This window comes from Parabacteroides goldsteinii (genome assembly GCF_020091425.1).
GTDB lineage: Bacteria > Bacteroidota > Bacteroidia > Bacteroidales > Tannerellaceae > Parabacteroides > Parabacteroides goldsteinii.
In genome coordinates this window covers 3,510,456-3,534,627 of record NZ_CP081906.1, presented here as the reverse complement: position 1 = coordinate 3,534,627, position 24,172 = coordinate 3,510,456, and the positions used below count along the sequence as shown (strand labels likewise).

The window sequence follows — 24,172 nt, the reverse complement described above, 5'->3', positions numbered from 1 at the left end:
ATCACTTTCTCCCTGGTTGCAAAGGTAGGTTTTTTGTCGTAGAAAAAAAATATCAAAAAAAAGTGGATTCCCGTTTAGTAATCTGTCGTAGTTCTCTTGTCTAATATATAAACAGGGATAAAAGTGCAGATGGAAACATTCAATATAGATAAGATAGAAGAGATTCTTCCCCGGTATTGTTCCGGTGAGGCAACGATAGAAGAATGCCGGATGGTAGAGGAATGGATCGGGCAGTCGGAAGATAATTACCGGATTGTCAAACAAATGTATGCCATCGATCAGGCAATGGGCACGGTGCGGATGGAATCGCAGGTGAATACAGAGAGGGCTTTGGCCTCCGTCAACCGTAAAATGAGTAAGGAACGTTCGCTCGTAAATTGGTTTACCTGGGTACAGCGGGTGGCAGCTATTCTCTTTGTTCCCCTTCTTATTATCTGGGGCATCGAGCACATTACTCCCCGGACTGAGATTGCCCGGATGATCGAGATAAAAACAAATCCGGGAATGACGACGACTGTCGACCTTCCTGACGGTTCCAAAGTTTATCTTAATTCAGAATCTTCTTTGATCTATCCTTCTTCTTTCAGTGGAGAAAAGAGAAATGTTCAACTAAAAGGAGAGGCATTCTTTGAAGTACAGAAAGATCCTGAGCATCGTTTTATCGTATCCGGTCCTTGTCAAACGCAGATTGAAGTCCTGGGAACGTCTTTTAATGTGGAAGCATTCGAGAGAGATTCGTTTATCTCCACAACGTTGGTGGAAGGGAAAGTCCGCTTTGCTTATCAGAAGAATCAGAAACTTGCTACGGTAGAGATGAAACCCGGACAAAAACTGCTGTATGATACAACCTCTTCTCAGGTTAAGTTGCTCCGGACAAGCGGTGAAACAGAAACTGCCTGGAAAGACGGAAAGATTGTTTTCCTGGCAACTCCGTTACCGGAAGCATTGCGGATGTTGGAGAAGCGTTTTAATGTAAACTTTGTGTTATCCAATGATCGTCTTCGCAGTGAAGCCTTCAACGGTACTTTCACAAACCAGCGCCTGGAACGTATATTGGAAATATTTAAAATATCATCGAATATAAAATGGCGTTATCTGGATACCCAGAATACGACAAATGAGAGAGCGAGAATAGAAATTTATTAATCTAATTGAAAAGATCATGAAAAGCAAACCACCCTAAAGAAAAACATCCGGAGAAATATTGGCGTATTTCACCGGATGGAAAGAATTAATTTAAAACGCTTGTTTGGCGACAAGCAGTAGTAAATCACTTTTATTAATTAGATCAGTACAAAGTTATGCAAAAACATTTTAATACCCAACAGTTTTGGGTAGCAGAGTTTCTGCGGTTTATCTTAAATAAAATACCGAGAGTTATGAAGTTATCAGTCTTTTTACTATTATGTTCCATAGGTTTGGCGCAAGCAACAGATAGCTATGCACAGAAGGCTACAGTGAATCTGGAGATGCGGAACCAAACGGTAAAAGAAGTGTTGGATGAGATCGAGGAACAATCAGATTTCTCTTTCTTCTTCAATATCAAACATGTCGATCTGCATCGGAGAGTCTCTGTCGTAGCTAAGAAAAGCGATATATTTAAAGTGCTGGAAACAGTGTTTGCCGGTACGGATGTGCGTTATTCGGTAGTGGATAGAAAGATAATCCTGTCGACAGAGAAGCAGGAAATTCAGCAAATTAATCAAGATAAAAAAGTCACAGGTGTTATCAAAGACCAACATGGTGAACCTGTTATCGGTGCGAATGTGTCTGTAAAAGGTACGACTATAGGAACAATTACCGGTATCGATGGTGATTTTGCTTTAGAAGTGCCGGCAAATGCAGTCATACAGGTTTCTTATATCGGTTATGTCCCTCAGGAACTTCGTTTGGGCGGTAAGAATCATCTGGATGTTGTGTTGAAAGAGGATTCGCAAGCATTGGATGAAATAGTTGTCGTAGGTTATGGCGTACAAAAGAAAATAAATCTTACCGGTTCGGTATCATCTGTTAAGAGTGAAGAGCTGGAACGTCAACCGATCGTAACCATGAAGGATGCTTTGGCAGGTTTGGTTCCCGGTCTGACGGTCGTGAAGTCGTCGGGACAACCCGGATCGAGTAATCCGACCATCACAGTACGTGGGGTAGGAACGTGGAAAAACGCTGGTCCTCTTGTATTGGTAGACGGTATGTCGATGAGTATTGCTGATGTTTTACCTAACGATATCGAAAGTATATCAGTCCTGAAGGATGCGGCCTCGGCTGCTATCTACGGTTCACGTGCTGCCAACGGGGTAATTCTGATTACAACGAAAAAAGGAAAAGAAGGTAAAGTGCAAGTGAATTATAACGGAAATGTCGGTTGGCAACAAGCTACGCGTCAGCCTAAATCGGCTACAGGTTGGCAGTATGCGGAGTTGTACAACCGTGCAATGTTGGCCGACGGCAAAGCATTGCCTAACGGAACGACATTACTATTCCCGCAGGATAAGATCGATCGTATGAAGAATGGTACAGGAGATATCGATCATAATGAAGCGAATACCGATTGGTTCGATGAACTGTTACATACAGCTTTACAACATACTCATGATATTTCTATTACGGGAGGTAACGACCGCGTGCAGTATGTCGGAACTGTAGGATATGCAAAACAGGACGGTATTATCGAGTCGTCATACGAACGTTATAATACTCGTTTGAATACGACGGCTAATCTGGCAGACTGGCTTACCGTTCAATCTAATATTGCTTATATCAATGACGTCAGCAAAGAGAGTCCGGGACTTGGTTATGCCTATTATTACGCACCACGTTCATTCCCCAATATGCCGGTTAAATATTCGGATGGTACCTGGTCGTTCCACTCTACACCGAAGAATCCGGTGCGTATGACGACTGATGAATATGGTTACCAACGATATGAAACGGATAAGCTGTCGTTGTTGCTTTCGCCTGAAATCAAACTGTTCGAGAACTCATTGTTCCTGAAGGGCGTATTAGGCTACGAAAGTAAAACATCTTATGTGGACAAGTTTGAAAAGAAAGTTATTTACGATGCTTTCGAACCGGCGGGACAGAGCGAGAATATATTTGTGGCCCGTAATACCAAGACGGATACCTGGTATCGCAATCGTAACCTGACCTTAAGTGCTACGGCCAATTATATGAAAAAATTCGGCGACCATGATATCAATGTATTGTTGGGAGCATCACGCGAACAGTTCAGATATAATACGACTGCTGCTTCACGAAAAGATTTCCCGACCGATGATTTCGAAGTGATCGATCCGGGTGATGCCGCCACAGCTACGGCCACAGGAAATAAGACCTATAGTGCCTTGACTTCTGTATTCGGTAGATTGAATTACTCTTACAAAGATCGCTACCTGTTTGAAGCGAATGTTCGTCGTGACGGTTCTTCCAAATTTGCCCGCGGACATCGTTGGGGTACGTTTCCTTCTTTTTCTGCCGCTTGGAGAATATCTGAAGAATCTTTTTTCAGTCCGCTTAAGAGTGCTGTGCAGAACCTTAAACTGCGTGCATCGTGGGGTAAGTTGGGGAACCAAAGTATCGATAATTATCTGAGCATGTCTACGTATGCTGTTGTAGGTGGCGGTACCCGTTTTTATTTATTCGATGGTACTGTACAATCATTAATGACGGAAAGTGTTATGGGGAATAACATTATCACATGGGAAACGAGTACGAACCTGAACTTCGGTCTCGATGTCAATGTGCTCGATAATCGCTTAGGTCTTACGTTCGACTGGTATAACCGGGATACGGATGATATTCTATTAAGCCTCGAAGCTCCCAGCCTGTTAGGTATCACACCGCCTATTTCGAACGCAGGTAAGGTGAGAAACCGCGGATGGGAATTGACTGTCAACTGGCAGGATCAGATAAACAGTGACTTCAGTTACAACGTTAACTTCATGTTGTCTGACGTAAGGAATAAAATTCTGGATATGCACGGATACAAGTCACCGACATCCAGCCTGACTACCCGTATCGAAGGCGAACCGATCGATGCGCTGTTCGGTTGGCAAACGCTGGGACTTGCCGACACGCAGGAAAAATATGAACAATACAAAGATGTGATGTTGACATACAACTCAAATTTCTCAATGGGTGATATTATTATCGCGGATTTGGATAAAGACGGAAAGATTACGGAAGCCGACAAAAAGATTATCGGTAACCAGATACCCCGTTATACCTTCAGCCTGAACCTGGGATTCAATTATAAGGCATTGGATTTCTCTGCCATGTTCCAGGGGGTAGGTAAAGTCGATGGTTTCCTCGGACGCGACATTATCGAACCGCTGGGTTCTCAAACGGCTATGGAAGAACATTATTATGATTCTTTCGACCCGTCGAACCCTACTACCGGTAAATATTATCCGCGTATGACAATGGCCAACCGCCTCAATTATGCCAATATGTCGCATTGGGTACAGGATGCCTCTTATCTGCGTTTGAAGAACTTACAGGTAGGGTATACATTTAAGTTCGGCGAAAAGTCACCGGTAGAGAGGACCCGGATTTATTTCTCTGGCTCCAACCTGTTCACGTTGACAAAATATAGAGTCTTTGACCCGGAAAACGGCTTGAATACCACTTCTTTTCCGAACTCACGAGTATATAGCATAGGTGCTAATGTTACATTTTAAAAATTGAAATCATCATGAAGAATAAATTATTATCGATAGTCTTTTTAGTAGGATGTGCACTCTGTTCTTGTGACGACGTGCTGGATGCACTTCCTGAAGATAAATTGCCGGAAGAAACTTTTTGGCAGACACCCGGTAATGTCCGTGCATTTGTTGCAGACGTATATTCCCGCTCTTTCCCGTTGGAATATGAAATGCATCCTTGTTTCGATGAAGCGATGTCTGATAATTCCCATATGGCATGGGAGGGATGGTATACCAATATTAAATTGATTGCTAACGGTTCATATCTTACGACCACTTCTGTTGTAAATAATAATTGGGCTTATGCCTATACCAATATCCGTATGACCTGTCAGTTTCTGCAAAACATAGAGAAATGTACAGAGTTGGATACAGCGGAAAAAGAGGCGCTTACCGGACAAATACGCTTTTTTCTGGCTTACAGTTATATCCGTTTAGTCGCCCTGTACGGGGATGTACCTTTGATTGAAAAAGTGTTGACTGAAGAAGAGTCCAAAATTCAGACCAGAACGCCCAAGGCTGAAGTGCTGGCGTTTGCCCACGGTCAACTCGACCAGGCTATTAAGGAGTTGGATGGTAAAGCACTCGGAAAAGGACGTGTTACGGCCGGAGCATGTAAGGCCCTGAAAGCACGTGCTTATTTATGGGAAAATGATTATAGTAACCTGCTGGCTGTTACATCGGAATTGATTGGTAAATATTCGCTCAACACTGCCGGTGAGACGCCTTATGCCGACCTGTTTAACGGGAATGCCGAAGATGCGGACGAAATTATTCTGGCACGTGAACATGCTCATACGAGTGGAAGTATCACAACCGGTAACCGGTTGAATCAAGCATTTTTCCTGAAAGAAATGTCTGGCGGAGATGCTCTTCGTGCACTTACCCCTACCGGAAGTTTGATCGATGCTTACCCGATGGCTGATGGACGGTTGATACATGAAAATGGTTCTACTTATAATCCGAAAGATCCTTATAAAGATAGAGACCCTCGTCTGGCACAATCTATTATCTATCCCACTTCTACGATTCGTGAATCGAAAACAATGACATGGGTACTTTATGACCCGGAATCAGAAGAAAGTATCCCGGGACAACGTTATGATGCGAAAGAGCCTTCATCTACCGGATATGTCTGGAAGAAGTATTGCGACTGGAGCGATCATGCCATGGTCCAAATCCTGGACGGTGGTGTAGATGTTATCTATTTCCGCTATGCAGATGTATTGTTGATGCATGCCGAAGCATTGCTCGAAACGAAAGGGGTTGCCGCTTCTTCTGAAATTTTCGGTATTATCAACCAATTGCGTGATCGTTGTGGCGGCGGACGTGTAACGGCGGCCAACTATACATCGGAAGATGCACTGCGGACATTGGTTCGTAACGAACGCCGTGTGGAATTGGCTAATGAAGGTCTGCGTTTCTTCGACCTTCGCCGTTGGAAGGTTGCTGAAAAGACTGTGGCAGTCTCCGGTGAGGGAATGAATGGCGAAGTATATGGTGCTTTTATGCGTTTGGACGGTGTCGGTGCTACCGACAGGACAGTAACCGTGGATGGTGTTCCCCGTCGCTATGTGGAAACGTATAAATTCGATCCATCCAAGCATTACCTGTTCCCGGTACCGTCTAAAGACATCGACCTGACCAACGGTTCGTTGACGCAAAATCCGGGATGGAACTAAGCTGGATCTTTCCATCGTAATAAACATTGAAGGGCTGTGTCAAAATGGGGTTTTGATACAGCTTCTTCTTAAATCATAATTAGAAAAACAGTTGATTTTATATGAATTACTATTCTTTGGCAGGTTGTCTGCTTATGGTGGGACTACTGGCCGGATGTCAACCAGGAGAAAAGAAGACATTGTCCGATAAAGGTGAAAATGTCTTTCCTGTCTCCACCCATCGGGCATTGAATCCGATAGCACCTCCGGGCGTATTTATAGCCGATCCGGAAGTAAGGCAAATGCCCGACGGACGTGTCTATATTTATGGTTCGCGCGACGAACCCGGTAACAGCTGGTGTTCGCATTCTTATAACGTGCTTTCTTCTTCCGATCTGGTGAACTGGCATGTGGAGCAATTCTCCTTTGCCACCGAAGGGGTGGGGAAGCAGGTCGACTATACCGACAGGCTTTTGTTTGCACCCGACTGTATCTACCGGGATGGAAAATACTATCTCTATTATTGCCTGGCCGGAGGTGGGGAAGATGAAGGTGTTGCCGTTTCTTCTTCTCCTTATGGTCCGTTCAGGGATGGGAAGGTAATGGAAGGGATAAGCGGTATCGACCCGTCCGTATTCATCGATGATGACGGGCAGGCCTATCTGTTTTGGGGACAATGGCATGCCAGGGGGGCAAAGCTGAGTAAGGATATGCTTTCCATAGAAGGAGCTGTTCATGACAGCTTGCTGACCTATAAAACGCATTTTTTCAATGAAGGCAGCTCGGTCCGCAAAAGAAACGGCATCTATTATTTGGTATATGGAAGCCATTCCCGGCATGGAGAGTCCAACTGCGCTACGTTGGATTATGCGACAGCGACTTCTCCGTTAGGTCCTTATACATACAGAGGAGTCATTATCGATAATTGGGGTAGTGACAGGAATCTGGTGAACAATCATGGTTGCATCACCGAAATCGACGGACAATGGTATATCGCTTATCATCGTCCTACCCATGCAACTGCAACAGGTACTATGCGGAAAGCCTGTCTGGAGCCTATCACTTTTAATCCGGACGGCACGATACCTGAAGTAGAAATGACTACACAGGGAATCGGCGGTCCCATCTCTCCGTTCTATCGGATGGATGCAGCCAGGGCTTGTCTGCTGTCAGGCAATGTGATGGTATCCGTACGCAGGCCGGAGAACGATATTCCGGTAGAGTATTTGGCAGGTATTCGTGACGGGGATCATGCTTATTGGAAGTATTATGACTTTACCGCTACCGATGCCGACCGTTTTATTTGTAAGACATGGGGCAAGAACAGGGCCGCAAAGATAGAAATTCGTTTGGATGATCCGGAAGGTGAGTTACTCGGAGTCTGTGATCTGGCTCCTATGGAGGGTGAAGTGGCTTATGCCGTTCATGAAACAAAAATTAAACCGGTTACAGGCAAACATGCGTTGGTATTGGTCTTTAAAGCTGTTGAACCGGCGGATACGGAGGATGAAGACTTAATGAATTTAGAATGGTTTACTTTTTCTACTTCCCATACTCCTCGGTGAAGTGGTATTTTTTGGAAAAAGGACTATAGTTTTGCTTGGTTGGGCATTATACTATAGTCCTGAATTCATCTCAAAATAGAATGATTTCTACTTCTTCTATTCAAAATAAGTTTTCCGGAATAATTCCTTCATTTGTTCATCTACGAGTAATATCTGCTTATTATCAACCCTCTACAGATGAAGGCAATGAATAAACCCTAGTGCTCCTATACCCGTTTTTCTCCAATTTACCTTCATCGATCAGTTTTTTCAGGTCTTCTAAAGCACGATACTTGGAGCAACCCGTCAGTTCCCGGTAATCGCCGCAAGTGATATAGTGATGCTTTTCCAAGTATTCCATCAGCCTGCGGACCCGTTCCCCGAAAGGGGGCAACACACCTTTTCCTTCCGGCATGCGTTCCAGATCCATTGTCTTTAGTTTGCTTTTCAGGTATTTGCCACAGCGGAAATTCACATTCTTGAAGTGGATCGACTCGCTTCGGATCTCCTTCTTATCCATGACCGGACGCGAAGAAAGCGAGACACTGAAAAAGCCCAATTCCTCCAGTTCGACATTATATCCCTGATCCAGACGGCTGGCCATCACATCGGCAATGACCCGCAACGCCCCTTTTAGATCGGCTCCCGACATTCCGGAGCGAGCTTCCGCCTCTTCTATCAGATCGTTCGTACGGATTGTTCCGTAAGGTACTACACGCGGATGCAACGCTTGTTTTTTCTTATCTCCCGTTGGGTTCGGATTGCGAACCATTCGATATCTTGCACACATATCAGTTGTTTTTTAAGGTGTAACCAGGCATCCGGTAATGCCGGAGTGCTTTCTTATATCTTATTTGTTAGTTATCATACGCTTGTTCGACTGCTGTAGGACGCTTGTAAGACTACTGTTGAATAAGCGTATGACAATTGAAAAACAAGAAAGAATAACGCACTAAAGATATAAATAATAATCGACAGAAGCCTTGTTATCCATAGTTTTTTTTCTTATCTTTAAGCAGAAAATACACCTTGGATCACAAGCAAATGAATGTAACACAGTATAAAGACGGAAGTAAGTCCGTTAAAACCTTTTCACTTAGTGAATTAGTCGATACGATGAAGGACCGTGCGTCCGGTCGTGCAGTAGAAGAATTCCGGGAAAAACTGGAGGAGTGTCCTCCGGGTTGTCCTTGTCCGGCGGCAAGTAAACTGCCCCGGATTGTTTTTGGTGCCGAATACCGGAAGAAGAACGGAGATATGAAAATGGCAGCCTACAATGGTCTTGTCCTTCTCGAAGTCGGTAAGATGGAGGCGATTGGTTATCAGTAGCTGAGATCATGCAACATATCCGTAAGCGTAGCCGCCTTAGTTTCAGTAGCACAACGATCAATGGCTTTGGTCGTTTACTGCGCCGAAATAACTATCCTTCTCGCCACGCTTTGCGTGGAAATTTGTATCATGTAGAAGAGATCGGATGATATTCTTCATTTTGTTCATCTGCAAGGCGTTTATTTTTAACGTTATAGCTTTGCAGATGAATAAATGAAGGAAAAAATGGGAAAACATTTATTCGGCATATATGGCATAGAGCAAGCAGATGGTTTATAACTGTATTGCAGTTTCAGAAAAAATGAATGTATGTAAGTTTGATTAGTTACGGCAGTAAACTTTTTGTACTTTTGTAGACATTATCGTACATAATAATACAGGCATAATGAAAGACTCGATAGCTTATTTACCCAAAGACAAGCAGGAAGATTTAAACTTTCTGGTTAATGAGATACAGAAAAGATTACCTCAGACGGAGTTTATTATTCTGTATGGTAGCTATGCAAGAGGAAATTATGTACGCCGTAGCATACGGATTGAAGATGGCGGTATTCCTACCGTCAAAATATCCGATTATGATATCTATGTGATAACCAGTGGCATCAATAGTAAAAAGGCTGATACTATTCTGGATAACGTGGAAGATATATTTTTTGCCGGAAAGGATTTTGACCGGGATACTCCTGTTCAGTTTATCAATGATGATATTAAGATAGTAAATAAGTACCTGGAGGAGGGGCGATATTTCTATACACAGATTAAACAGGAAGGTATTGTTCTGTATAATAGCGGTAAATACAAACTGGCTCGCCGCCGGAAATTAAATTATGCAGAGATAAAGGAACAGGCGCAGGAATATTTTGATGAGAAGTTTAGTTACGCAAATGATTTTCTTGGAGTTACCAAGCTTATCTACGAGAATATGAATAATTATAAACTTTGTTCATTTAATCTTCATCAAGCCTGTGAGAATTATTACTATGCAATTCGATTGACATATACTTTACGAAATAATAAGCAACATAATCTTTCCAAACTATCATCTTCCACTAAAAGGTATTCAGAGGATTTGGCAACAGTTTTTCCACAAGATACACTTGAAGAAAAACGGCTTTTTACTTTATTAAAGGCTGCTTATGTGGATGCCCGGTACAATCCGCATTTTGTTGTGACCAAAGAGGATATCGATCAACTAACTCCGAAAGTAGAATTGTTAAGGGATATAACAAAACGGATTTGTGAATCGAAGATTAAGGAGTATGCGGAGAAAGTTTTGTGAAACTTTGTCAGGTTTGTTGTTGCTGCAATTCGATTATGTAATATAGGCATCACTCATCGTTATTAAAGGATATTTTTAAATCAGTTCTTTCAAATCATAGTACATTGGAATTGTATCGTCTTCGACATCGTTAACTAATTGTTTAAATCCGCGTCGCCGCAATCAAACGGTTTTATCTTTTCTAATTCTTCTAACTTTGCTAATTTCATGTTCACATCATAAAGGTTGCTATTTTCTTTATATTCTCGTAAGCTTCCTTTATACGTCTTTTTTCATCGTCAGAAGCTGGTTTCACATCCTTAATGGATTGATTAAAACGCTTTGCGTCTTCTCCAAATATGATTGGAGTCTCTTTTATCGGTTTGGCCATCGTAATAATTGTTTATAGTTTATAAATCCGATACAAAGATAAATATTATTCTTGATCTTTCTCCTATTTAGTCAAGGAAAGATCAAGAATACACGAATGAATTAATACTATCCTGTTTTTGTCAAACATATAAAGCTTCCTTTTCGATATTTCGTTTCAGATACTCATCCATACGATCACGCAATCTTACCAGGTCGACTCGGGGTCCTAGCAAAGCTTCAAGATCAAATTTGATACGGGCTAATGTGAGTAGATTAGGAGCGGGGGCTTCAAAACAAATACCCACATCGCTATTTTCTGTTTGCTCACCACGGGCAACACTGCCGAAAATCCCCATACGGACAATACCATATTTACCGGCATGGGAATCCATATATTGCCGTAATAGTGTCAAGTATTCATTTGTCGATTTCATAGCAGTTACCTTTTATGAGGTCAAAGATAGTTATATTTTTTTTGAAAGGGAGATTACTTAGCTTTGTAAAATCCAATCAGGTTCTACGAATTTCTTTATTGCCTAATTAGAATTAAATCACTAACTTTGCGGCATTTTTAGAAGAAAGATAAATATAACGCGAAATGAGTAAGAAATTTGCCGAATATTCTAAGTTTGACTTATCGAATGTCAATAAAGAGGTGCTGAAGAAGTGGCAGGATGGAGACATCTTCCACAAGAGTCTTGAAATCCGCGAAGGATACCCCTCATTTGTATTTTACGAAGGACCGCCTTCTGCAAATGGTATGCCGGGTATTCACCACGTTATTGCCCGTTCGATTAAGGACATTTTCTGCCGTTACAAGACCATGAAAGGATTCCTGGTCAACCGTAAGGCGGGATGGGATACGCACGGCCTGCCGGTTGAGTTGGGCGTGGAGAAATCCATGGGTATAACCAAGGAAGATATCGGCAAGAAGATTTCTGTCGCTGACTATAACGCAGCTTGCCGCCGCGATGTGATGAAGTTTACCAAAGAATGGGAAGACCTCACCGATAAGATGGGCTACTGGGTGGATATGGAAAATCCGTATATCACCTACGATAACCGTTACATCGAAACGCTGTGGTATCTGCTGAAAGAATTATATAAGAAAGGTTTGCTGTACAAAGGATATACGATCCAACCGTATTCGCCGGCAGCCGGAACAGGTCTTAGCTCGCATGAGTTGAACCAGCCGGGTTGCTATCGCGATGTGAAGGATACGACCTGTACGGCTCAATTCCATATCCTCGATCCGAAGCCCGAAATGGCACAGTTCGGTGATGCATTCTTCCTGGCATGGACGACTACTCCGTGGACATTGCCTTCAAATACGGCTCTTTGCGTAGGTCCGAATATCACTTACGTGGCTGTTCAGACGTACAATCCGTATACCGGTATGCCGATGACTGTCGTGTTGGCAAAGGATTTGATGGATGCACATTTCAATCCGAAAGCTGCCGGTCTGGAACTGTCTGATTATAAGATAGGAGATAAGCTGATTCCGTTTAAGGTGGTTGGCGAATGGAAAGGACCGGAATTGGCTGGCATGCATTATGAACAGCTGATTCCCTGGGTAAATCCGGGCGAAGGTGCTTTCCGTGTAATTACGGGTGATTATGTAACAACCGAAGACGGTACGGGTATCGTACATATCGCTCCGACTTTCGGTGCGGATGACGACCGTGTGGCTAAGGCAGCTGGCGTTCCTCCGTTGATGATGATCGACAAGGATGGCAACAGACGTCCGATGGTGGATATGACCGGTAAGTTCTATCTGCTGGAAGATCTGGATCCGGAATTCGTACAGACCCGTATGAATGCAGCCGACTATGATCCGTTCCAGGGTAAGTTCGTAAAGAATGCGTACGATCCGGAGAAAACCGATAAAGACGAAACATTGGATATCGAAATATGTATGATGCTGAAAGTGCAGAACCGCGTGTTCCGCATCGAAAAGCATGTACACAATTACCCGCACTGCTGGCGTACCGACAAACCGGTATTATACTATCCGCTGGATAGCTGGTTTATCCGCACTACTGCTTGCCGCGACCGTATGATCGAACTGAATAATACGATCAACTGGAAGCCGCAGAGCACCGGTACGGGACGTTTCGGTAAATGGTTGGAAAACCTTCAGGACTGGAACCTGAGCCGTAGCCGTTATTGGGGTACCCCGTTACCAATCTGGCGTACGGAAGACGGAACGGAAGAAAAATGTATCGGTTCGGTTGAAGAACTGTACAACGAAATAGAAAAGGCTGTTAAAGCCGGATTCATGGAAAGCAATCCTTATAAGGATAAAGGATTCAATCCGGGTGAATACAATAAGGATAATTACGAAAAGATCGACTTGCACCGTCCGTATGTGGATGAGGTGATCCTGGTTTCTGAAAGCGGTAAGCCGATGAAACGTGAGACAGACCTGATCGACGTTTGGTTCGATTCGGGTGCGATGCCGTATGCTCAGATCCATTATCCGTTCGAGAATAAGGAAATACTGGATAACCGTACGGTTTATCCGGCCGACTTTATCGCGGAAGGTGTCGATCAGACACGCGGTTGGTTCTTTACCCTGCATGCGCTGGCTACGATGGTATTCGACAGCGTGGCTTACAAAGCGGTTGTTTCCAACGGTCTGGTACTGGACAAAAATGGAAATAAGATGTCCAAACGATTGGGAAATGCGGTCGATCCGTTCTCTACGATCGAACAATATGGTTCCGACCCGTTGCGTTGGTATATGATTACGAATGCATCTCCGTGGGATAACATCAAGTTCGATATCGACGGAATGGATGAAGTGCGCCGTAAGTTCTTCGGTACATTATATAATACCTATTCATTCTTCTCACTCTATGCAAATGTGGACGGCTTCGATTATTCGGAACCGGATGTTCCTCTGAACGAACGCCCGGAGATCGACCGCTGGATTCTTTCTTTGCTGAATACATTGGTGAAAGATGTGGACGGTTTCTATGATACCTACGAACCGACCCGTGCGGGACGTGCTATCTCTGAATTTGTAAACGATAACCTGAGTAACTGGTATGTACGTCTGAACCGCCGCCGTTTCTGGGGTGGTGGTATGACAACCGATAAGTTGTCGGCTTACCAGACTTTATATACTTGTCTGGAAACGATAGCCAAGTTGATGGCTCCGATTGCTCCGTTCTATGCCGATCAGTTGTTCTGCGACCTGATTGCCGTAACCGGACGTGAGACGGTTGAGTCTGTCCACTTATCCGATTTCCCGAAATATGATGAAGCATTGATCGATAAGGATCTGGAAGAACGTATGAAGATGGCGCAGGATGTTTCGTCCATGGTGCTGGCTTTGCGTCGTAAAGTGAATATCAAAGTTCGTCAGCCGCTCCAGACCATTATGGTGCCGGTTATGGATGCCCATCAGCAGGAAAGTATCGAAGCAGTGAAGAACCTGATCCTGAACGAAGTGAATGTGAAGGAACTGAAGTTTGTCGATAACGCTGCCGGAATCCTGGTAAAACGTATCAAGCCGGACTTTAAGAAGTTAGGCCCGCGTTACGGTAAGATCATGAAGAGCCTGGCTGCCGCTATCCAAAGCATGAGCCAGGAGGATATCCTTGCTTTCGAAGCTGCCGGAACATTCACGTTGAATGTGGAAGGACAGGATGCAACTATCGAACGTACGGATGTTGAAATTATCTCGGAAGATATCCCGGGCTGGTTGGTTGCCAATGAAGGCCGTCTGACTGTAGCTCTTGATATTACAGTCACTGAAAGCCTGCGTAAGGAAGGTTTGGCACGCGAATTGGTGAACCGTATCCAGAACTTGCGTAAGAGCAACGGTTATGATATAACGGATAAAATCAATGTGACTATTCTTTCGACCGATGAAATGGATGACGCAATTAAGGAATTTAATGAGTACATTGCGAACCAAGTGCTGGCTGTATCTGTTGAAATAACAGAACATGCCATAAGCGATGCGACCGTCCTTGATTTCGAAGATTTCAATCTGTCGGTACGAATCGAAAAAGAGTGATTTTTTCTATAAAAAAGAAAGGCGTCCCTTGCCGCATATAAATATTATCGTATATTTGGACTGCGACTTGGTCGCCTGATATATATTATGAATTGTGGAACCTAAAATTAAATGAACCATGGCAGAAAAGACAAGATATTCGGATGCTGAACTCGAGGAGTTCCGCGCCATTATTTTAGAGAAGTTGGAGGTAGCCAAGAAGGATTACGAGTTGTTGAGATCGGGTGTAACCAATTCTGATGGGAACGATGTGGCTGATACATCACCAACATTTAAGGTGTTGGAAGAAGGTGCCGCAACTTTGTCGAAGGAAGAGGCCGGACGTTTGGCACAACGCCAGATGAAGTTCATACAGAACTTACAGGCTGCTTTGATCCGTATAGAAAATAAAACGTATGGCATTTGTCGTGAAACGGGTAAACTGATCCCGAAAGAAAGACTGCGTGCCGTTCCTCATGCTACTTTGAGTATCGAAGCAAAACAAGGAGGTAAGAGATAAATGAAATTTTCTAAAGGTTGGGGAGCAGTGTTGATTATAATGCTGCTCCTTATTCTTGACCAGGCTCTCAAAATTTGGATCAAGACACACATGCAGTTGCATGAGAGTATAGAGATTACCCCGTGGTTTTATCTCTATTTTACCGAGAATCCGGGAATGGCTTTCGGTATAGAAGTAATAGGTAAGTTGTTTTTGTCGATATTCCGTATTGTGGCGGTCGGCTTTATCGGTTATTACCTGTATAAGCTTGTAAAGGACAAATATAACTTCGGTTTTATTGCTTGTGTCTCGTTGATATTTGCAGGAGCAATCGGTAATATTATCGATTCCGTATTTTATGGAGTGGTATTTGATCATAGTTTCGGTCAGATCGCGTCTTTTATGCCTGCGGGCGGAGGGTATGCGGGATGGCTGCACGGGAAAGTAGTGGATATGTTTTATTTCCCGTTGATTCAGACGGTATTGCCTGACTGGCTTCCTATTTGGGGAGGGGAGGAGTTCGTCTTTTTCCGTCCTATCTTCAACCTGGCGGATTCAGCAATCTGCGTAGGTGTTTTCTTATTATTGATATTTTACCGGCATACCTTGTCGGCCAGTCTCTCTAAAGAAAAAGAAAGTAATAAATAAATGCGGAATAAATTGCGCAGATATGGTGTCGCATTGTTGACGGCAGCTTTGTTGGTTTCCTGTAGTAAGGTGCCTGATGGCATTTTGTCGGAAAAGGAAATGAAGGCTGTCCTGATTGATATGCAACTGGCTGAAGCTATGATCAGCACGGATTATAAAAAGTATAGCGACGATGCTGAGAAAGAAGCGCTTTACCAGTCTGTATTCCGCAAGCATAAAATAGAACAGGCTGTTTATGACAGTTCGCTGGTTTGGTATGGGCGTAACCTGGATGTGTACATGCAGGTCTACGACTTAGTACTGGCCGAACTGAATGAACGGCAAAAGGCGCTGGGAGATGTGCAGGCAAATGCCGCCCCTGTATCTAAACAGGATTCGGTAGATATCTGGCCGCGTCTTACTTATCTTACCTTAGAACCGAATGCCCTGTTTAACGGGATAGCGGTCGATATTAAACCGGAAACCAACTATCCGTCCGGCAGTACGTTTGTATTGGGAATGCGTGTCTGGGGATTGAACGATGCGATGAAGAATCGTCCGGAGATCCGTCTGAGTGCCAATCAGGGAGATACGATTATTACCGTAAACGACAAAATTCTTCGCGACGGTTATCATGAAACTACGTTAAGGACTTTGCCTACCAAACAGGTAAAGAGCGTGTATGGTTTTATCCGCCTGAACGGAAAGGATGATTCCACCTCTTATTTCAAAATTTATGTGGATAGTTTGAGCCTGATGCGGTATAACTACGGTCGGTTACCGGAAAAGGACTCCATACAAGTTGCACGTAAGGACTCTATAAAGAATTAGATCAAAATATGCGCAGAATTGCTTCGCATTATATATATTGGCGTAAATGGTACCGTATGCATTATCTTGAGTTGGATGCGAAGGGACGTTTGACCGGTGTGTATCCTCTGGTACAGGAGATTGCGAATACAGAATTTTATGACGGTACTTTATTGCCGGTACCGTCAGATATTACTTTTCCTCCGGTTGGAGTTTCTTCTTTAGCGGAATGGCTGGCTGTTACGGATTCAGTAACCATAGACTCTCTGGTACAAGTCTGTCATTTACCCCGCATTTCCCCGACGACGCCTGAACTCGGCGCAGACTACAGCAGTGGCGATTGCTACGTTCAGCGACTCTGATGTTTCCCTGTCCTGTGGATAGTTAGGTATGTATAATTTTTCATTGACAAGCGTTTCTATCTCGGGGCGGATACCGTTTCCTTCATTTCCCATGATGATGATTCCTGTTTCCGATAATTCTTTCGCGTACATATTTTCTCCGTCAAGAAACGTTCCGTATAACGGGATTTGTTGTTCTGCCTGTTTTTTCAGGTAGTCGTGCAAATCCGTATAATGTACTTTTACATGAACGAGAGCCCCCATAGTGGCTTGTACCGTTTTGGGACTGAATACGTCGGCGGTGTCCTGGCTACAAATAATATGTTCGATGCCGAACCAGTCGGCCAGCCGTATGATCGTACCGAGATTGCCTGGGTCTTGTATCCCGTCGAGGGCAAGGATTAACTGTTTTTTGGGGTCGGCATCATCCAATGACCAGGTCGGACGTTTGAAGACGGCCAGTACATCCTGCGGGTTTTTCAGGAAACTGGCTTTCCGTATATCGTCATCATCAGCTTCCAGCAACTCCTTGGCGGGAATGTCGCCTTGTGTTGCCATCCATGACGGTTTGGCTATCAGCAGGTCGCATTCGAATGCATGTAACATGTCTGCCACCAACTTATTTCCTTCGGCAACAAATGCATTTAACTCGTTGCGAAACTTCTTTAATTCCAGTGAACGGATCTGTTTTATTTTAGACTTACTCAGCATCTTTACTTTTTTTACAAAGCAAAAGTACAGGAATTTATTTAATTTCAGTTACATTTCATTGAAAAGTGGATATAAGGTAAATACATTATAATTCTTCTTTTATGAGGATTGTGTCTATTGCCTTTGTGAACTAATGAAGGAACAAATTTCCCTATTATAATACCATATGTCTTGAAATTGATGGTATTTGGAATAATTGCTTTTTATAATTTATAATTTTAAGGCGAAGTTTTCGAAAAATTAGTATTGATGGATAAATCCAGTAGTAAATGTGTCAAAACTAAGGCACATCTCCTTTTTTATCTTAAAAATAGTCGTTCCTCTTTTTTTGTCTATGCGACTATTTTTTCAGTAATTAGGTAATAAGGCTTAATATTCGTCGTATGTTGAGCCACACGTGGTCTGATAAAGATAAATATAGTGTGTGTACTCCTTCTCTTTCCTGCTTTTAGTAGTTTTGTACACATCTTTTTGATATTAAAAGCTATAGCAAAGAAGGCAAAGTCCATTGTAACCTTGTCTTCTCCCACATGCCGGAACCTTTTGTATGCCATGTTGTGTTTCATTTGTCCAAAAACTGCTTCCGGTTCTATACATCGCCTTCCCCTATGCCTGATGCCTTCTTTCGAGAGTAACCTTTCCCGTGCCTGCCGTTTGTATTGGTTTAACCGGTGGTTGACTTCTATAATACGGTTCCCCCGGGCTTTAAAGCAACTGCCACGTAAAGGACACCCTTCACATCTTTGTGCTTTATACCGGGCACTTTCGGTGATGTATCCGCTAGCTGTTTTGTCACGCCTGGTTCCTATACGGTTCATGTGCTGCCCCATAGGACAAACGTAATAATCCTCTTCCGCATTGTAATAGAGACTCTCCGCATGGAATGGATTGGGGGTATAACGGGGACGCTGTTCTTTATGGAAGTAGTTGTACTTAACAAAGGCTCCTATCCCATTATCTTGCATGAACCGGTAATTTTCTTCCGAGCCGTAACCGGAGTCTGCCACACCGACAGTCGGTAAGCGGTTATAGCGTTGCTCAAAGGAGTGGAAGAAAGGTATGAGGGTCAGTGTATCGGTTGGGTTGGGAAACAGTCGGAAGTCTATGAGGAATTGGTTCTGGGTACCTATTTGCAGATTATATCCGGGCTTGGTCTGTCCGTTTCTCATGGCGTCCTCTTTCATGCGCATGAAGGTGGCATCAGGATCGGTCTTGGAATAGGAGTTGCGTTCTCCAAGAGTGTCAAGATGGTTGTCGTATTCCATCAACTTGTCACGGTACTCCTCAAGTTCCCGGACCTGTTTCTTCTTTTCCCGGATGACTTTCTTTTGTTCCTTGTCCTTTGTTACAGGCTGGTGTTCCAGCACCTCTTTAAGTTCATTCACTATATCTGAGAGCATGGCGGGAGTGAACTCTACGGGTGTGTCTTTGGCGGAGTTCTCTTGGGCTATGGCTTCATCCACCTGCTCCAGGAGAATGCGGATCTTATCCATCAGCTTTGTACGGTTCTTTTCGACTGTCTTGCGCCAGACAAAAGTATATTTGTTGGCTCTGGACTCAATCTTGGTACCGTCAATATACTCTACGTCAAGGCTGATGAAACCTTTGTCGACAAGGACAAGAACCAACTGCGTGAATACATTATTTATCTCTTCTTTTACACGATTACGGAAACGGTTGATGGTTATAAAATCCGGATGTTCATTACCGGAAAGCCAGATATAATGAATGTCACGTAGGAGAAGCTTCTCTATTTTGCGGCACGAATAGATATTGTTCATGTAGGCGTAGATAATCACCTTAAGCATCATTTTAGGATGATAAGGACAACGACCGGTTGCTTTATAAAGCTTCTTGAAATTGTCAAGATTGAGATTATCAACAACAGTATTAACTATGCGAACCGGATCGTTCGCTGCTATGTTTTCATCAATTCTTCCGGGAAAAAGAACTGTTTGGTTGGGAATGTAAGGACGAAAATGTAACTTTGCCATAATGAAAAACTTTATGCCTAAAGATACAAAAACTTTGGGTAATAACAAAGCCCGGGCTTGTGAAAGTCTGGGCTTTGTGCATAAAAAAAGGTTGTGCCAGCGTTTTGACACAACCTCTTTTTGCTGTATGCACAGCAAAAAATTATATATATTTTATTTACTTAATTTACATGTAACCCTAATGCATGTAGTTTGGATATGAATGAAATGAATAGATTGATAGCGATGTGAAGAGGATAATAAACGAATAAAACAAAATAACTAAAAACAAAAAGTATGATGAGAAAACTTGTTATCATGATCTTCCTGTTTGTGATTCCATTGTCGTTTTATGCACAGGATAGATTGAGTGGTCAGAAAGGATCAGTCGTCGGTCTGAAAACGAATATTCCGTATTGGGGAGCGATGGCAACTTTCAATGCCGGAATTGAATTCCGTCTGGCACGTCATTGGTCATTGGATATAGAAACCGGTCTGAATCCGTTCGACGGAAAGAAAGAGGATGGTAGCTATGGTAAATCTCTTAAGCATTGGCGACTCCATCCGGAGTTGCGTTATTGGTTTTGTGAAACTTCCTACAAACATTTCATCGGTCTGCATGTCCCTTACATATTATATAATGTATCGGACATCAAAATACTGGGTACCGAGAATGAACGCCATCAAGGTTGGGGAGCAGGAGTAGGAGTTAGCTACGGTTATTCATGGTTGCTTTCCAAGCATTGGAATTTGGAAGCGACGGTCGGTGTGGGATATCTCTATCTCGAATCGGAGAAATACCCCTGTACAAACTGCGGTCGTCGTCAGGAATACGTCAAGAAACATTATTTCGGTCCAACACAGGCTGCAATTAACCTGATTTATCAATTTTAATTTTCGCCGCCTTATGAAAATGAACAAACATATACTTATAGTAACGAGTCTGCTGGCGGCAGCTGCTTTGCAGGCACAGGAGATTAAAGTAAAGGATAAGATTGTAGAGAAATCGGACAATGCGTTGATTATTGGTATGACGTTCGATTTTGGTAAAGTGAAGGTTCCTGCTGACCGTAGTCTGGTATGCACACCGGTGGTTGTTTCGGGGGATAGTATCCGCCCTTTGACACCGGTTATTCTCAATGGTCGCGATCGTCATATTTTGTACGACCGCACAGGGCGTACTTATTCGACACACGGGGAATATGAACTGCGTCGTAATAATGGTGAGGAACAATTCTTCGAATACACCACTCGCACACCAATGGCGCCTTGGATGAAGAAGTCGGAAGTGGCTCTCGTAACCGACCTCTGCGGTTGTGGTTGGGAAGCGTTGCAGAACGACCGTTCTCCACTCTTTCCGATCAATTTGTCAGAGCCGGTTGTTTTGAGACCGTTGCTCGCCTATCGTACGCCTGAAGCCGAGGCGGTCAAGGCGCGTTCGATCGAGGGAAAAGCATTTTTGGATTTCCCGGTTAACAAAATAACGATTTATCCCGACTACCGAAACAATCCGCGTGAGCTGGCAGCTATCCGTGCGACGGTCGAGTCCGTGAAAGACGATCCGTATGCTACCATCACGGAAGTGTGGATCAAAGGTTTTGCTTCTCCCGAAGGCTCATACGCCAATAATACATATTTAGCAGAAAATCGTGCCAAGGCCTTACGCGATTATGTGAAAAGTCTTTATCGTTTCGAGCATGCTACATTCAGCGTAGATTTCGAACCGGAAGACTGGGAAGGATTGGAAAAGCGTCTGGAAGAAATGAATTTACCGGACAAAGCTGAGTTGCTGGCTATTATTCGTGATCAGGAACCACGCGACCTCGATAAGAAGGAACAGAAGTTGAAAGTCTTGAATGGTGGTAACTCTTATAAAATTTTGCTCAGGGATGTTTATCCTGCGTTACGCCATTCGGACTATGTGGTGAAGTATAACATCCGCAATTTCACAGCCGAAGAAGCCCGGTCGCTTATCTATACTGATCCGAAGCAGTTGAGTCTGAATGAAATGTTTATGGTGGCTCAAAGTTATGAGGCTGGAAGTGAGAAATATAACGAAGTGTTCGAAATTGCTGTCCGCATGTTCCCGGAAGATCCGGTATCGAACCTGAATGCTGCCAACACTGCTATTCAAAGAGGCCAGTTGGATCAAGCCGAACGTTACCTTCAGAAAGCAGCCGAAGGAGATGAGAAACAGTTGGCACGTGCATCTATTCTGATGCTTCGCGATGATTTGGACGGTGCGGAAAAGATCTTGAATACGTTGCAGAATAGTCCGGTGACAGGAAAAGCAGCCCAGGCAAACCTCGAACAGATCAAAGCAAAACGTGAAGAATGAAAAACGTCAAAAAATGATTGATTATGAACATAGCCTATAAATATCTTTTATACGTCTGTATGGCAACCTGTTTTATGCAGGTTGGCTGTACTGACGAAGTTCATTTGAACCGTGATGACGGAGAGGAGGATGTGGTGGTGGAAAACTACCTTCGTCTGACTATCAGTAGTCCGGAAGCCAAACACTTAACCCGTTCAAACCCCACCGGTGGCGAGAATGGTGACGGCTATGAGCCGGGACAGGACTACGAGACGCGCATCGACGATTTGATGCTGCTCTTTTATCAAGGGACAGATGGTGTGAATTCTCCTGCCTCGACCCCGATAGATAAAATTATGTATCTGGATCGTGACGCCATGGAGGGTGACAATCGTACTGAACCGGTACTTGTGGGGCTTCCGGGTGGTTGGTATGACTTGTTGGTCATTACCAACACTGGCAACATACGTTCGCAGCTTCAGGGAATGACGCTCGGCGGTGTGCGTGACTATTTGCAAAAGCGTGCCTGGACGGAGAATGGAGGAAAATATTCTCGTTTTGTGATGGCTTCGGATGGTCATTTGGACACACAAGTGTATATCTGTGGTGAGAATACGATCGATAATCCGGCTTCGGCCACAGTTGAGGTGGAACGTCATGCGGCACGCATCGATTATCAATTGGTACACAAATATTATGATGTGACGGACAAGACAGCCGGCGAGGCCCAGGTTTCCATTACCGGGGCTTTGATCGTGAACAAACTGGATGCCGGATCCTATATGCTCAAACGAGTGATAGGTGCGGCATCGGACGGTTCGTACGGTGCGGAAAGTACGCTTAAATACCTCGGCTTGGAATTACCTGAATGGGGCGATCACCAGACCAACTACGTGCTGGATCCGTGGAGTCGCAAGAAGACGCTGGCCAATGTGAATCGTCGCGTTTTTAATCCGGAACAGCCTTCCGGTTCCGGACAACCGCTTGCTTCGCTTTATGAAAACTATTTTACGAGCTACGGTACATCGGTATCCAACTGGAAATTTGCTCCCGGTTTGGGTGAACGTGTGGGAGACTGGTACCGTGTGGGTTACACGAAAGAAAATACGGTGGCTAAGGCGGAACAATCGCCTTACATCAATACGGGAGTCGTATTTAAAGCTTCTTATGGACCTAAGAAATGCATTGTTTATGATCCGGTTTCCGGTAAAGCGATCGAACGGACGGGCTTGGATGGTGCACCGTTCACGTTCTTTGCATACAAAGGCGTTATATACAACTCGGCGGAAGCTGTTATGGCCGCATTTACAGGTAACGGCACGAATGTGGTCGGCTATGATTTTGCCGGTAAGACTTGGGGCGATGTCGAGAAGTTGACGAAGGTGTTAAAGGAAAACGATCCGGTGGGTTACCGTCGTTTTCTTACTCAGAAGGCAAAAGGCAAGACGGCAACCGACCGTTTGACCGAAGCAGAAGCCTACCAGTTGTCCTGGAATAATTATATGTATGTCACCTTTGGGTACTCGTTGGGTTCGAACGGTACATCCATTATTAATCTGAATGGCAAGGATACTCGCCGATTGTTGGCACGTTACGGACTACATACGTATGCTGACGGAGTTTGCTATTATACTCACTGGATTCGTCATTCTAACAACAATGATCCATCAAAAGGGATTATGGAATATGCGATTGTGCGTAATAATGTTTACAAATTGCGTCTTAGTGACATTTATGGCCTGGGACGTGATATCCCATACGAACCGCCGTTCGATCCGGAACCTGTCGATCCGACACCTCCCGGTCCGGATGACCCGGACAATCCTCCTACACCTCCCGGCCCGGACGATCCGGATAACCCACCGACGCCTCCAGGGCCTGATGATCCGGATAATCCACCAACGCCACCCGGACCGGATGATCCTGATGACCCGGATATCGATCCGCTTATCCAGATCGAGGTGGTTGTGAAACCTTGGTTGATAATCGACCCTGAAACGTTTTATTTCTAACCGTTAAAATAA

The 24,172-nt window shown here is 44.0% G+C and carries 20 protein-coding genes; 15 read left to right on the top strand and 5 right to left on the bottom strand.

The features are described from left to right. The first annotated feature begins 129 nt into the window (after positions 1 to 129). The 4 genes from K6V26_RS15740 (at position 130) to K6V26_RS15725 (ending at position 7,926) form a co-directional block, all read left to right on the top strand. Positions 130 to 1,146, top strand: a complete 1,017-nt coding sequence (locus K6V26_RS15740) for a FecR family protein (RefSeq protein ID WP_224263250.1) — start codon at positions 130 to 132, stop codon at positions 1,144 to 1,146. Positions 1,147 to 1,379: 233 nt separating this feature from the next. Continuing rightward, a complete protein-coding gene (locus tag K6V26_RS15735; protein WP_224263249.1) occupies positions 1,380 to 4,676 on the top strand; it encodes a TonB-dependent receptor in 3,297 nt (1,098 codons plus the stop codon). Between the two features lie 14 nt (positions 4,677 to 4,690). Further along, the gene (locus tag K6V26_RS15730) at positions 4,691 to 6,382 is read left to right on the top strand and encodes a RagB/SusD family nutrient uptake outer membrane protein (protein ID WP_195585243.1); all 1,692 of its coding nucleotides are present in this window, start codon (positions 4,691 to 4,693) and stop codon (positions 6,380 to 6,382) included. A gap of 101 nt (positions 6,383 to 6,483) precedes the next feature. Beyond that, entirely contained in the window at positions 6,484 to 7,926 is a 1,443-nt protein-coding gene (locus tag K6V26_RS15725) for a family 43 glycosylhydrolase (protein WP_224263248.1), read from the top strand. Between the two features lie 163 nt (positions 7,927 to 8,089). On the opposite strand, the gene K6V26_RS15720 is transcribed toward K6V26_RS15725, so the two are convergent. Beyond that, entirely contained in the window at positions 8,090 to 8,695 is a 606-nt protein-coding gene (locus K6V26_RS15720) for an HU family DNA-binding protein (protein ID WP_224263247.1), read from the bottom strand. Positions 8,696 to 8,949: 254 nt separating this feature from the next. Between K6V26_RS15720 and K6V26_RS15715 the strand changes: the two genes are divergently transcribed. From K6V26_RS15715 to K6V26_RS15705, 3 genes are all read left to right on the top strand, one after another. Continuing rightward, entirely contained in the window at positions 8,950 to 9,234 is a 285-nt protein-coding gene (locus K6V26_RS15715) for a BT4734/BF3469 family protein (RefSeq protein WP_224263246.1), read from the top strand. Positions 9,235 to 9,242: 8 nt separating this feature from the next. Then, on the top strand, positions 9,243 to 9,383 hold the full coding sequence (locus tag K6V26_RS28740) for a DUF3874 domain-containing protein (RefSeq protein ID WP_081615940.1): 141 nt from the start codon (positions 9,243 to 9,245) through the stop codon (positions 9,381 to 9,383). Positions 9,384 to 9,619: 236 nt separating this feature from the next. After that, positions 9,620 to 10,513 carry a HEPN domain-containing protein gene (locus K6V26_RS15705; RefSeq protein ID WP_010802343.1) on the top strand — a complete coding sequence of 298 codons (894 nt, stop codon included), beginning with the start codon at positions 9,620 to 9,622 and terminating at the stop codon, positions 10,511 to 10,513. A 211-nt stretch (positions 10,514 to 10,724) separates the two neighbouring features. Here the strand turns inward: K6V26_RS15705 and K6V26_RS15700 are convergent, their stop codons facing one another. Further along, the gene (locus tag K6V26_RS15700; RefSeq protein ID WP_007657504.1) at positions 10,725 to 10,883 is read right to left on the bottom strand and encodes a hypothetical protein; all 159 of its coding nucleotides are present in this window, start codon (positions 10,881 to 10,883) and stop codon (positions 10,725 to 10,727) included. A gap of 121 nt (positions 10,884 to 11,004) precedes the next feature. Beyond that, on the bottom strand, positions 11,005 to 11,298 hold the full coding sequence (locus tag K6V26_RS15695; protein WP_224263245.1) for a nucleotidyltransferase family protein: 294 nt from the start codon (positions 11,296 to 11,298) through the stop codon (positions 11,005 to 11,007). 164 nt (positions 11,299 to 11,462) lie between these two features. Between K6V26_RS15695 and ileS the strand changes: the two genes are divergently transcribed. From ileS to K6V26_RS15670, 5 genes are all read left to right on the top strand, one after another. Then, positions 11,463 to 14,891, top strand: coding sequence for an isoleucine--tRNA ligase (gene ileS, locus K6V26_RS15690; protein ID WP_048316473.1), 3,429 nt, complete (start codon positions 11,463 to 11,465; stop codon positions 14,889 to 14,891). Positions 14,892 to 15,009: 118 nt separating this feature from the next. Beyond that, positions 15,010 to 15,390, top strand: a complete 381-nt coding sequence (locus tag K6V26_RS15685; protein WP_007657507.1) for a TraR/DksA family transcriptional regulator — start codon at positions 15,010 to 15,012, stop codon at positions 15,388 to 15,390. Next, positions 15,391 to 16,017, top strand: coding sequence for a lipoprotein signal peptidase (locus K6V26_RS15680; protein WP_007657509.1), 627 nt, complete (start codon positions 15,391 to 15,393; stop codon positions 16,015 to 16,017). After that, complete coding sequence (locus K6V26_RS15675) at positions 16,018 to 16,827, top strand: DUF4296 domain-containing protein (RefSeq protein ID WP_007657511.1); 810 nt, start codon at positions 16,018 to 16,020, stop codon at positions 16,825 to 16,827. 8 nt (positions 16,828 to 16,835) lie between these two features. Beyond that, positions 16,836 to 17,168, top strand: coding sequence for a hypothetical protein (locus tag K6V26_RS15670; RefSeq protein WP_082150433.1), 333 nt, complete (start codon positions 16,836 to 16,838; stop codon positions 17,166 to 17,168). Here the strand turns inward: K6V26_RS15670 and K6V26_RS15665 are convergent. Beyond that, positions 17,091 to 17,858 (bottom strand): TrmH family RNA methyltransferase, encoded by a 768-nt coding sequence (locus K6V26_RS15665; protein WP_224263244.1) that lies wholly within the window; start codon positions 17,856 to 17,858, stop codon positions 17,091 to 17,093. The genes K6V26_RS15670 and K6V26_RS15665 overlap by 78 nt on opposite strands. Positions 17,859 to 18,190: 332 nt before the next feature. Then, complete coding sequence (locus K6V26_RS15660; protein ID WP_224263243.1) at positions 18,191 to 19,852, bottom strand: IS1182 family transposase; 1,662 nt, start codon at positions 19,850 to 19,852, stop codon at positions 18,191 to 18,193. 279 nt (positions 19,853 to 20,131) lie between these two features. On the opposite strand from K6V26_RS15660, the gene K6V26_RS15655 reads away from it, so the two are divergent. From K6V26_RS15655 to K6V26_RS15645, 3 genes are read left to right on the top strand one after another with little or no spacing between them, the layout of a single operon-like run. Beyond that, positions 20,132 to 20,725: a DUF3575 domain-containing protein gene (locus tag K6V26_RS15655; RefSeq protein ID WP_046145131.1), complete on the top strand. Its 594-nt coding sequence runs from the start codon at positions 20,132 to 20,134 to the stop codon at positions 20,723 to 20,725. A 13-nt stretch (positions 20,726 to 20,738) separates the two neighbouring features. After that, positions 20,739 to 22,169, top strand: coding sequence for a DUF3868 domain-containing protein (locus K6V26_RS15650; protein ID WP_224263242.1), 1,431 nt, complete (start codon positions 20,739 to 20,741; stop codon positions 22,167 to 22,169). 23 nt (positions 22,170 to 22,192) lie between these two features. Beyond that, positions 22,193 to 24,160, top strand: a complete 1,968-nt coding sequence (locus tag K6V26_RS15645) for an Mfa1 family fimbria major subunit (protein ID WP_224263241.1) — start codon at positions 22,193 to 22,195, stop codon at positions 24,158 to 24,160. Positions 24,161 to 24,172 lie beyond the last annotated feature (12 nt).